Raw genomic sequence first — 11,844 nt, 5'->3', positions numbered from 1 at the left:
GAGACATTACTCTTGCACTTTTACATTTACCAAACCGCTACTCTTTCTTCTTCTGCTAAATACATTTCATCCCCTTCCTTAATATCAAAAGCAGAATAAAAAGCAGGGGTATTCATTAGTGGACCATTTACACGCCACATGGGTGGCGAATGCGAATTAGTTTTAATCCATAATCGAAGATATTCCTCTTTCATTTTTACTCTCCAAATTCTGGCAAGTGACATAAAAAATCGTTGATCAGGTGTAAAGCCATCGATTTTTGCAGTGTCTTGCCCTTGTTTGGTTAATTTGAAAGCATCATAGGCAACCGCTAGTCCACTTAAGTCTGCAGTATTTTCACCAACTGTCATGGCGCCATTTATGTGGAGAGTATCCAAAACAGTAAAGGAGCTATATAAATCAATAACATCCTGAGTTTTAGCCCTGAATTTCTCGTAATCTTCTTTTGTCCACCAATTGTTGACATTTCCCTCCTTGTCAAATTGTGCTCCCTGATCATCAAACGAATGAGTCAACTCATGGCCGATTACCATCCCAATTCCTCCGTAATTTAAAGCATCATCTGCTTCATAATCGAAATAGGGAGGTTGTAAAATTCCAGCTGGGAATACGATTTCATTTGCCGAAGGATTATAATAAGCGGTAACAGTTGAAGGAGTGGTATACCATTCTTTCTTATTAACTGGTTGGCCTAATTTTGCCAAATTATATTCATAATCTGCTTTTGATGCAGACAATATGTTAGCAAAGTAATCATTACGCTTTACCTTTACCTGGCCATATTCCCTCCATTCGTCAGGATACCCAATTTTTTTGGTAATAGAAAACAACTTCTCTTTGGCTTTTACCTTAGTGCTATCCGTCATCCATTCCAAATTATCAATTCTATTGCTATAAGCTTTTTGAGCATTTTCTAACAATACTAACATTCGCTCTTTAGCGGATTCAGGAAAATACTTTTTCACATATAATTGACCCAAAGCTTCACCTAGAAGATTATCAACTTCGCTTGCCATTTTTTCACCTCTGGTTTTTTGAATTGCTTGTCCGGAAATCACCTTAGTGAAGGCAAATTCAGCATCAACAAAATCTTTACTCAGATGAGCGGCATAATTACGCATAGTTGTAGCTTTCAAATAAAGCTTCCAATCTTCAATAGAAATGCTACCTAACAATTCATTCAGTTTATTGTAATATTCAGGTTGTCCAACATCAATTGAATCAGTGGAGGCTCCCATCTTATTTAGAAGATTCGACCAAGCGATATTGTGATGCATTTCATCTAAACTTGCAACAGCCATTTTATTATAGTTAGCTTTTACATCTCTAAGCTCCACTCTGGTTCTGTGTGATTCAGCCAGATTTTTTTCTACTTCATATACTGTTTTAGCAAATGCTTTAGCTTCATCTTCATCCAAACCACTCAATTCAAAAAGCGTAGTGACATATTCTTTGTATGCCTTTTGAATACCAAGAGTGGAAGAATTATTTTCGAAATAATAGTCTCTATTAGGCAGACCTAATCCGGTTTGATAGGCGTGAGCTATATTAATTTTACTGTTTTTATCATCTGGTCCCACATAAAACCCTACGATAGTATTGTTATACATCTTGGACTGTTCTGCAACAAAATTCATTAATGAAGGAACATCTATTATGGATTCAACTTTAAATAAAATGGGTTTAATAGGTTCGTATCCCTTTTGGTTTATACTTTCCATATCCATACCAGAAGCGTAAAAATCTCCCACCATTTGTTCAATACTTCCTTCTGCATTTTTAGTTTGAGATACACTGTCCAATAGGTTTTGTAATCGTAACCTTTGAGGATAGTTCATAAAGCGATAAGCTCCTACTCCTGCCTGTGTTTCTGGAATGGTAGCAGAATCGTACCATATTCCATTTACATAGCGAAAGAAATTATCACCAGGATTCATGGTAGAATCAATGCCTTCAATTTTAATAATTTTTTGAGTTTGTTCTGATTTCTCAGAAGGGCTATTGCAAGCGAATACTATTAGTACTGCAATAGAAAGTGTTAGAATTTTTTTCATGGTCAAGGATTTAATGCAAGAAAATTATCAAATAAGTTAAGGAATAAATTTGATATTATCCGTGCGGAGATTAGACCAAAGGTTAATAGTGGTTATAGAAAGATTTAAAATAAAAAAATCGCACAAGAAATATCCTGTGCGATTTTAAATAAAGATCTAAAATATGATTCTTAATCAATGCTTTTCACAAAATCAGCAAATACTTGTTTATGCTTTTCTAAATCTAAGTCTGGAGAAACAGAAACTCTTGCTATATAGTCTTTATCTTCTTCTTTAGTAGTTCCTTGTGTGGAGGTAGCCGGAATAGTCCAATAGCAACCTTTTAGCTGACCATAACTCACGCAGTATTTACTTTCATTTGGAATTTCTGTGATCATCATATCAATAAGCTTTTGGTTTAAAGCTCTTTTGTATTCTTCTCTTTCTTCATCTGTGTTGCCTTTAGTAGGAAGATCTAAGGAAAATACTGACGGAGTAAAATCTTGCTTAGCCAGTTCTTCAGAAACAAAATTTATTTTAGCAGAAGGCAAAGTTTCCTTTATAAAATTTACAAACTCTCTCGTATTTTTGTAGGCATCCGCAATTCTTTGATTCATAGACGGCAATTGTTCTGCCAAGATTTCAGTTTGCAAAGGAGTTGCTTCATTATCACATAATCTTATATGCTTTTCAATTGAATCCATAAGGTGAGAGGCCTTTCTATTAGCCGTAACATAACCAGCTGTGCACTTACCGCCACTCGGAAATTTAGATCCACTTACATATGAAATAACCTGAACTTCTGAAAGAATACCCTCTTCACTTAAAAATTGAATATTAGGGCAGAATGTTTGGTCAAGTATGAATATGGGGTCAGTGGCATTTTCCCCATTAGGTGTTTTTCTATCTTTCACCAAAGCCTTTCTTAGAGCGTCCATATCTGGAACCTCAACTCTAGGGTTGGTTGGGATTTCTGCAATAATTAATGGAACAGCATCAAGTTTTGCTGCTTCATCTAAAACTTTGTCAGTTGATTGTACCATATCATTATCACCATCAACTGGTAAATCCATGATATCAACATTGTCAACAGCTGCGGCTACTCTTCTTGCCTGATCATTTGTTCCTCCATAACAGTTTGGTGGCACTATGATTTTTATGGCTTTGCCTGGATGTTGTTTCATGGCATGTTCGATCAATCCCATCATAATGGCATATTGAACTGATAATCCGCATGATCCTAATAAGGCCTTTGTTTCGGAAGCTGTTATTTTTCGAATTGACTCAAGAACGGATTTCTTATCAGATTCAAATTTGGCTTGATCAAAAGCAGCAATTTTGTTTCCTTGAATTAATTGTAAGGCACTATACGAATTTTGAGGAGTCATAGCAATGGTTTCCCTCCTTCTTACATGCTGAATAGCAGGAATGTATGCTTCATTTTTAGCACCATTTACCATTAATACACTTCCTAGCTGACTATGAGAATTAATATAAAAGTCAATATTTTCGTTTAATTCTACCTTTCCTAAGTCGTTGGTAGCTTGAAAGAAAATGGTGCTTCCGCTAAACTTTTCAATATCATCAAGGCTGTCAATTTTTTGAATTTTTAACGTATAATTATACGTTTGTTGAATTGTATCTAAATCCAAGGACTCAGGAAGCTCTCCTTTATAATAAAGTATTGTTTCTTTTTTATCAAATAGGTTTTTTCTTAATACAGCTAATATGGGAATAGTGCGAGATGCAAAACTTATAACTTGATCGGCTTTTAAACCATTTAATTTTGCGATTGACCATTCTAATACAGTTGACAGAGGGTGGCCTAATCTAATATAATCATAAGCGGTAGGAAGTTCGCTCAGTGTGGAGGTTTCAGAGTTTCCTTGTTCAAATAAGTTATTAAAGTGTTGAAGAAATTCAGTTTTTGCTAAATCTTCATTGTAAATATCTAATCTGTGAGTAGTAAGTTTTAACCAATCAGATGGAACATTATTCACTACATCATCGATATAATTTAAGACTTTATTTTCGCTCATAATTTAATATGTTAGTTCGGGATTTGTTACTGTTTGTTAAAACCCATTGTTTTCCTATCAAAAATAGAACACGAAATTAAGCAAGAAGAAGTTGTTGACAAAGTTATGCTGAAAGTGTTATTTCATAAACTAAGTCGTAAGACTATCCAATTTTCTTTGATAAAATTTAAAAATATAATTTTCCTTTATTTTAGAACCAATCTTTTAATGGTGATTCTGAGCAACTTCGAATATTTTCCAATATTAACACCTCCATCAAAAACGATTCTAGGATTTAGTTTCGCTAATTTTTTTAGGAGCAGTTCCTCTCCATTGCTTTTAGAATCATAATTCTTGTTTTCATAAAATCTATTCATGGACCTTCCGAAACCAGCTAAGGCTTTGAAAAATGAGTTATGTGTATTTCTTCTAAAAACCGTTCTTAAAACTCCCATCTATGTTTTGCAAATCTTAATAAAAGCATGAAAGTAGTAAATAATATTTCAATGCTAAAAGGGATTACTCAATTCTTAGTAAGTAGTCGTCATATCATTATCCACACAAATAATAAAATCTGCTTTATTGAGATTCTCTTCTTCTAGTTCATGAATATTTACCTGTGATACAGTTGAAATAGTAGCATAATTTAAATCATCCCGTTTCTGCTTTAAATACCACAATATGCCTTCATATTTATCGGAATGGTAGGCTCCGTTATAATGTATAAAAGTATGATTCTCCTGATAATGCTTTAATATAAAATGAGCCATAGTAGCATCTTTTATCGCTTGAGCCATCACTAACTTTGGACTGCCGTGCTCTCCCATCATTTTTAGAATGTTTTGGTAGGTTGGTAATTCAGGCTCAAAAATAATTGGTAAAGGTGCAACCCATTTTTTTTCTTGATCTGAAAGCGAATCAAGTGCTTCAAAACCTTTTCTGTACACTAGGTTGGCATACCTTCTTGGGACATTAGTCGCAATAAATTCTAGCTTTTTATCTTTAGCGAGATCAACTAGCGGAGCATAATCTGTTTTATAATTCGGCCAAAGTCTGGCTAGGGTGTCAAGAGCTTTATAGTTTATGCTATCGATTAAATAGTGATTCAATGCTTCTTGATTATCAGCCTCCAACATTTCGGCTCCTAAAATAAGTGGCTTAGATTCATGAAGATCTGCAGTTACTTCATATTGTAGCCAATGTGCAATGGGGTTGTTATGCAACTCTCCAAATAAGATGATATTACTTTTTTGAAGTGATTTAAGCATCTTTTCGTAAGAAACCTCTTTTCCATTAGCTTTGTAAATCACATAGGGCTGTTTCTGACTAAATACAACATTTGCAAAAATTAAAAAGTAAAGTATAAAAAAGAGCTTCTTCATTAAAAGTATAATATTTATGATACCAAGGATGAATTTATTAAAATGAAAGGAGACTTAAATACTAATATCTACATTTTATTTACTTTTCTTTAAGGATTCAATTTTCATTTTAGCATGTTGATTTTTGGGATTTAGTTCAATAGATTTTTCATAATTTTGAAGGGCTTTTTTGTTTTCTCCTAAACCCTCAAAAGCTTCACCTAGGCTATCAAATGCATTAAAGGAATTAGGATAGTTTTTAGTATTTAGTTCGAAAAGCTTTAAGGCTTCTGATCTATCTTTTTTATCTTTCGATCTAAGTAAATAATAAGCAACTCTATTTACCAAATACTCTGGAGGATTAAATTCAAAGGATAGCCTGTTAGATAACAATTCAAAATGTTGTACTAGTTGTTCACTATCATTAATATCTCGATAATATACCCCATACCCTTCAAAAATGGATGTAATCGCATTATAAAAAGCGAGTGGAGGTACGGAACCGTGGTTTTCATTTTCGAAGTACTCATATTTAGCGGGAAATGGACCCTCACATTTACTATTTAATGCTTCAAATAATCTCAAATGACGATCACGGTTAGTGAAATTTCTTTTCCCCCAATTAGCTGTAGCGAGATACAAATATCTATTAAAGGAATTTTCACTAACAGCGGCTAGTTTCTGATCCATAGTTTCAGTATCCCATGTTCCAAAACTTGGGTCTACTGCAATAAAAGCATTAAAAAGGGTTTCTTCTTTCATGTAAGCATGTGTTGCTAACAAGCCCCCTAAAGAATGACCGAAAAGGATTCGATAAGGAATTGTTCTATATTTCTGATCCAATTCAGGAATAAGTTCATTTTCCAGAAAGGATAGAAAGTTTTCCCCTCCTCCCGTATCATTTTCTCTAACGGTAACCACTTTATCTGGAGTAAAATCTCTCCGTCTGTTTACATTCTGAATCGCCACTACTATCATTTCAGGAACTTCAATGTTTCCATTATATCCAGAACTCATATAGTTTAACATTCCAGATATTGATTTGAAGTGAGCGTTTCCATCTAGGACGATCAATATAGGGTACATTTTATAAGAACCACCTTCATTATTATATGATATCTGGCAGATTTACCCAATACTCCCGCTCTTCACTCAGGATGTTAGAATGTATTTGATGTTTTGTACCGATAATTAAGGATTCCGAATCTTGTGATTTTGCGTAGTTAAGCCCAATCAGTAATAATAGAAGTGTAATGATGTTGTTTCTCATTTTAGTTAGGAGAAGTTAATGTGATGATAAAACTCTATTTTGAATGCTATCATTGTAAATTTTAATTTTCATTGTTAGCGCTGCTCTAAACCTAAGCAGCTGGATATTTATATACTAAAGACTTACATTATTTTAATTTGGGCTATAGATTTCCACAGCTTTTCTTATCAGTTTCATTTGAGTTTGAATGCTATTTCTTCTCCCATAATCACTTTTTGTTTTAAAGGCAAGCACTACATCTATTTCAGGATAAACTGTAATGTTTTGTCCTAAGGCACCCTGAGCCGAGTAAGCATTTTTAAGTTTGTTGTCGTCTGTGTTTTCAATTAACCACCACATATATCCATAGCCTAGGTCAAGTCCATCTTCTTTTAAGATGGGTGCATTTTTTTGAGCCTCTTGATAAGATGTTCTTTGAGTTACTATTTCTTCTACCCATTCTTCAGGAATAACTTGCGTATCTTTCCACTTTCCCTTTCTAAGCATCAATAAGCCAATACGTGCCATATCTCTAGTAGAAAACCACATATGGTAAGCCGGGAACTTCGATACTTCTAGATTTCCATTTTTTAGTTGTATAGACCTATTCCAATCTTGCATTTGAAGAGGCTGTACTAATTGCTCTTCTATTTCATCATATATATTTTTCTTCGTTTGCTGTTCAAAAATGTAACCTGCTAAATTAAAATCCCAGTTACTATAAAGCCAATAACTACCTGGCTTTACAGATCCTCTTTTGGGGAGCTAGTCTTCTAAAATCACCCCCATTGGATCCGGGTAAAAAAACGCCTGAACGTGCTGATATTACGTCCTTGATAGTTGCTGACTTTTCAATTTCCAGTAAGGGAGAATGATCCTCAATTTTTAGTGAACCAAGTGATTTATCTAAATTGATCTGACCATTTTCCACATATTTACCATAGAGAATTGCCAATATGCTTTTTCTACAAGATGCGATATAGCTGTTTTCTTCTAAGTCCCCATATTCAAGTACAACTTGACCTTTATGAATAATAACTAGGCCAGTAACATTAGTGCTATCAATGATATAGCGTGTAAAAGTTGATCGTTCCGTATCTCCCCAGCCATCTAAAGCAGGGTTTTGATTAAGACCCCAGTTTCTATCGGGATAAATCTGTGCTTCGCTTGAGCAGCTCAATAATAAAGAGGAAATTAATAGGAGGAATGCTGCTCTCATTTTTTGTTTTAATAGATACCCTATATTGGTAAAGAAGCTGTTTGCTATGGTTCTATTCACAGTTTGTAAAAGAAACGCAATATAGGCTTATTTAATTGCTATAATAAGACTCGTGATAAATTGTATTAAAGCCACAGGAGCCCAAATACGTTCTATTTTACTGGGAGTAATGGTATTCATTATAGTACCGAAAATAAAAAATATAACTATAGGCCAAATCCCGATACTAGAAATTGAATTTAGTTGAGGGAATAACAAATTTGCTTCAGATAAAACAATTGCTGACATAAAAGCTAAAATTAGCATATTCAGGACGGCAACGAATCGCATCTTTAAGGGATATTTTCCTGGGTATTTGCCCCCCATTGATGCTTTTCCCCATGGTGCGCCAGCGGCTAAACATCCTTGAAATAGGATTACAACAAAGGTGAATGCGGTAAAGATTGTGGCGGAGATTGTTTCTAGCATATTGTATTATTTAATTGGTTTTATTTTTCCAAAATGTTTCTAAGCCCTTAAGGCTCTCAGTGTATTCCACCTAATGAGCTTTCTGGTTTTTTCAAAGTGTACTTTCCCTGCCTAAACGGCCGGCACTTTTCTGCATCCATTTATAAATTTTATTCGACTTGAATATACAGAATCTTAATCCATTCAGCATAGCTTTTGGGATAACAGCCATTTTATTTACTGCTGGGTTTTTAATCTATTGGTTCATTTTATCTATTATTTACAACCAATATTCTTAAACCCTTTGGTATTATGTCAGGAAGCATTACATTATATTGCTTACGAACATTTGAATAAACCAACACCTTTTTCTATTGAAAAAAATATAGCGGCATTCCATCTTCCAAGGGATCAGTTCGCATATTCATTTTAGTATTTGTTATCTTCTTTTCTTAATTAAGTAATCTTCTGGGCTTAGTATTTCACCGAATTCTTTTATTTCAACAAGTTCTAAAAGGACTGTGTACCTGCCTAAAATTTCGTACTCCATTTTTACGAACCCCACTTCAGAATTAAAATAAGTTGTTAAAATGGATTCCCCAAATGTACTCTTTGCGGTGCTTTTGGTTATCAAGCATCGAAATTCTCCCAAATGAGACGCAATATTTTTGAATCCTTTATTGGCATAAATTAAATCAATCGTCTGATCACCTTCCCATGTTGCCCATCTGCTGTCCTGCCATTTTTGATCTATCTTTATTTTATCCTGCCATTTCAAATCGGCTGAGGAAAACTTTACATAGGGAAATGGACAAAGTTCTAAAATCTTAAAGAAGTTGCTTCTGGGTGGATGCAACCAGATATTTTGAGCATTTTCAACGATCCCTGTATTTTGAAAGGTTTTTCCTTGTGGTTCAAATCCAATTATTACTTCTGTTTGTTTTTTATTAATTCTTTTTGATCTATTTACTGAAGCAGTTAAATAGATTATACTGTTCACTTGGCCTTTAGAAGATTCTTGAGAAATTTCCTCAAAATCCCAATCTGTATCAGAAAAAACTAATTGCTTTTCATCCCCTGATTCATAAATCGATAGTTGGTATAGAAATCCTCTTCCAGTTTTAAATATCGTATTATCAATGTCAGGATTTCTACCTTTTTCGATGTGGACGCTTTCATAGTCTTGTGCTTGAAGACCTGAAAAACTTATAACAAAAAGTATAATTATAAAAAGTCGCATAATTTAAAGATAACGTTATGTATAAGAAGCGTAGCATTCCGAAGGCTGCTATGATTTCATATATAGTGTTAGGCACATTCTTTTAAATTATCAACAATATTAATGGGGAAAAAATTGGTAGAAGGTAAATCCCAATAATCTGTACAAAATAAAGTGATTTCACCTTCAACCAGAATAATTTCTTACATGATATATCTTTGTAATGTAATAAATTGTTAGCCTGAAAAGTTAAAAAATCAATACGTTTGTGATTTTCATATTTATCAAGAACGTTTAAATACTCACTACTAATTTGTTCAATTTCATCGCTACTTGGTGAATAATTTGAATTCTTCCAAAGACAAATTTTATCATGCAGCCTCATAATTTGCCTGCCACATTCATGATACTTTTCTGCTCTCAATTTATAGTTTCTGGAGCTGATAATTAGTGAAACTACAAGAATTAATATAGAAAGGCATATAGTCGAATATGTAATATTTAGATTATTGAATAACTCTGATCTTTTGCTGACGGGAAATAAAACAAGTAGGTTTAATGAAATTATATAAACTGAAATTAGACTAATTGCTATGACTGACAACTTTTCGTGTAATTCAAGTCGGTGGGCAGCAATAAATCTAGCACCCTTGGTTTCCCAAAGCTTGTTATACCATCTTTCAACTTCTTGTTCCATATTTATAGAAATAAAAGGGGCTACTTAATATAACATGAGTACAATTTTTCCTGACGGAAATCAAAGCGCAATTAATGCGATTATTTTACAAATACTTGCATTGCAAGTCCCTAAAAAGGAAGTAGCCCCTAAGTCTTAATTATAATTATATCCTGTATCATTTTCAACTTTCTCAAGTTGTCTTTTTCTAAAACGTTCAAAATAGTCCTCAATTTGGGCGTCTGTGTAATTTGCCTCGGGATCTATTTTGCCCCTAAAAGTGAGATATTCACGTTTTCTCCTCACTGTATCAAAGTTATCATAATTTGCTATGTAGTTTTTATTCCGCTGAAACTTTATCACCTTATAAGCTCTAGATATTTTTTTTAATGAAGGAGGCCTTGTATTATCAAACTGTTCAAGTGAATGAAAAAAGCGTGAAATAATTTTATCTATGCGGTGAAGTAAGCTTTCGTCAGTCATTTCTGAAAAGTAAAAAAGCCAACCATAATTCCTTGAACTAGAAATAATACCTGTTATTGTTTCATTTAATTCTTCAATAAAAACTTCTTTAAACCTTTCATTATTCTGAAGCCAAATTGGTCTACTAGTTTCATTTACAATTCCTTTTCTAAACCACGTAAACTTACCAGCAATTCTTCTTATAAAAAGTTCTACGTTTTTATCAGCAATTGAAATTTTGTTCGGAGTAATTTTATAGCCTAAGAAAGTAAAACTCTCGTTTAAATAATTCTGCTCAGTCTTGTGATGATTAAGATCAAGTCCAATTAGATTAAGAGCTTTCTCAATATTCTTATATCTGAAATTAGAAATTTTGGTATGGTTTACCACGATTATATCATCTACATATCTTCGATAAAAGAAATCTCTTTTGTCAATCACTTGATCAACTTCTGTTAAATAAATCTGAGCAAGAATATTCGAAATTGATAAGCCCTGAGGAATCCCTTTTTCTTTATGAAAACTTTCGTAAGTCTCTTTTTTTGCATGAATTGGTATTGTAGGTGTATTTAATGCCTGCTCAATTAATTGAATAATAGAAGCAGGCAAATTGTGTTTTTTTAGCTTTTGTAACAGAATTTCTCTATCAATTTTGTCATAGAATTTTTCGATATCCAATTTTATATAATATTCTGAACCAGACAGGTTCTCAAGATATTTTTTCACATCACGAATGTAACTATTAGGCAATTTCCTATTAACAGCATTTGGAAACGTTTCATGAAGAATTTCTTTAATTGCTAATAATACTACTCTGTCTCTTAATGTTGGTATAGAGATTAATCTCGGTTCTTTATTACGACCCTTTAATTTAAGCTTTTCAACGTAAGGGCTAAATTTGTAGGTCCCAAGGTTTATTTTTCTTACAATAATTGAAAGCTCTGAGTCGAAGTTTTTGTTAAAACTAATTGAGTTTTTTTTATCAATTCCTTTTGCCTTAGAATTTGCTAATTTTTCCTTGTATAAGTGGGTCAAGTACTCGACATTAAAGTATTGCATAATTTCCATAAATCATTAATGTCATTACGTTTAATGGGTAATCTGCATGATTGTGCCTAACGCCACTGTATCAAGCGTGGCGGAATAAAAGTATGAAAATT

Annotated in this window: 11 protein-coding genes; all 11 read right to left on the bottom strand. The window is 33.4% G+C overall.

Annotated features, from left to right (window positions below):
- Positions 1–26: 26 nt before the first annotated feature.
- Complete coding sequence (locus QYS48_RS06695) at positions 27–2,054, bottom strand: M13 family metallopeptidase (protein ID WP_308358064.1); 2,028 nt, start codon at positions 2,052–2,054, stop codon at positions 27–29.
- A 170-nt stretch (positions 2,055–2,224) separates the two neighbouring features.
- Positions 2,225–4,072, bottom strand: a complete 1,848-nt coding sequence (locus QYS48_RS06690; protein WP_308358063.1) for a PLP-dependent transferase — start codon at positions 4,070–4,072, stop codon at positions 2,225–2,227.
- 185 nt (positions 4,073–4,257) lie between these two features.
- Positions 4,258–4,506, bottom strand: a complete 249-nt coding sequence (locus tag QYS48_RS06685) for a hypothetical protein (RefSeq protein ID WP_308358062.1) — start codon at positions 4,504–4,506, stop codon at positions 4,258–4,260.
- A 75-nt stretch (positions 4,507–4,581) separates the two neighbouring features.
- Positions 4,582–5,433, bottom strand: coding sequence for a ChaN family lipoprotein (locus QYS48_RS06680; protein ID WP_308358061.1), 852 nt, complete (start codon positions 5,431–5,433; stop codon positions 4,582–4,584).
- A gap of 75 nt (positions 5,434–5,508) precedes the next feature.
- Entirely contained in the window at positions 5,509–6,486 is a 978-nt protein-coding gene (locus tag QYS48_RS06675) for an alpha/beta hydrolase-fold protein (RefSeq protein ID WP_308358060.1), read from the bottom strand.
- Positions 6,487–6,814: 328 nt separating this feature from the next.
- On the bottom strand, positions 6,815–7,351 hold the full coding sequence (locus QYS48_RS06670) for a hypothetical protein (RefSeq protein WP_308358428.1): 537 nt from the start codon (positions 7,349–7,351) through the stop codon (positions 6,815–6,817).
- Positions 7,352–7,394: 43 nt separating this feature from the next.
- Positions 7,395–7,880 (bottom strand): hypothetical protein, encoded by a 486-nt coding sequence (locus QYS48_RS06665; RefSeq protein ID WP_308358059.1) that lies wholly within the window; start codon positions 7,878–7,880, stop codon positions 7,395–7,397.
- Between the two features lie 87 nt (positions 7,881–7,967).
- The gene (locus QYS48_RS06660) at positions 7,968–8,348 is read right to left on the bottom strand and encodes a hypothetical protein (RefSeq protein WP_308358058.1); all 381 of its coding nucleotides are present in this window, start codon (positions 8,346–8,348) and stop codon (positions 7,968–7,970) included.
- Positions 8,349–8,766: 418 nt separating this feature from the next.
- The gene (locus QYS48_RS06655; RefSeq protein ID WP_308358057.1) at positions 8,767–9,567 is read right to left on the bottom strand and encodes a hypothetical protein; all 801 of its coding nucleotides are present in this window, start codon (positions 9,565–9,567) and stop codon (positions 8,767–8,769) included.
- Between the two features lie 82 nt (positions 9,568–9,649).
- The gene (locus QYS48_RS06650) at positions 9,650–10,243 is read right to left on the bottom strand and encodes an SLATT domain-containing protein (RefSeq protein WP_308358056.1); all 594 of its coding nucleotides are present in this window, start codon (positions 10,241–10,243) and stop codon (positions 9,650–9,652) included.
- A 135-nt stretch (positions 10,244–10,378) separates the two neighbouring features.
- Positions 10,379–11,719, bottom strand: a complete 1,341-nt coding sequence (locus tag QYS48_RS06645) for a reverse transcriptase domain-containing protein (protein ID WP_308358055.1) — start codon at positions 11,717–11,719, stop codon at positions 10,379–10,381.
- Positions 11,720–11,844: the final 125 nt, after the last annotated feature.

The organism is Marivirga arenosa (genome assembly GCF_030503895.2).
In the GTDB taxonomy this organism is placed as follows: Bacteria; Bacteroidota; Bacteroidia; order Cytophagales; family Cyclobacteriaceae; genus Marivirga; species Marivirga arenosa.
The sequence above is the reverse complement of the archived record's forward strand: the minus strand, read 5'-3'. Positions and strand labels throughout refer to the sequence as shown.

Bases quoted from the DNA above. Each gene is read 5' to 3' on its own strand.
- QYS48_RS06695 (WP_308358064.1), bottom strand. From the start codon at position 2,054: ATGAAAAAAATTCTAACACTTTCTATTGCAGTACTAATAGTATTCGCT.
- QYS48_RS06690 (WP_308358063.1), bottom strand. From the start codon at position 4,072: ATGAGCGAAAATAAAGTCTTAAATTATATCGATGATGTAGTGAATAAT.
- QYS48_RS06685 (WP_308358062.1), bottom strand. From the start codon at position 4,506: ATGGGAGTTTTAAGAACGGTTTTTAGAAGAAATACACATAACTCATTT.
- QYS48_RS06680 (WP_308358061.1), bottom strand. From the start codon at position 5,433: ATGAAGAAGCTCTTTTTTATACTTTACTTTTTAATTTTTGCAAATGTT.
- QYS48_RS06665 (WP_308358059.1), bottom strand. From the start codon at position 7,880: ATGAGAGCAGCATTCCTCCTATTAATTTCCTCTTTATTATTGAGCTGC.
- QYS48_RS06660 (WP_308358058.1), bottom strand. From the start codon at position 8,348: ATGCTAGAAACAATCTCCGCCACAATCTTTACCGCATTCACCTTTGTT.
- QYS48_RS06655 (WP_308358057.1), bottom strand. From the start codon at position 9,567: ATGCGACTTTTTATAATTATACTTTTTGTTATAAGTTTTTCAGGTCTT.
- QYS48_RS06650 (WP_308358056.1), bottom strand. From the start codon at position 10,243: ATGGAACAAGAAGTTGAAAGATGGTATAACAAGCTTTGGGAAACCAAG.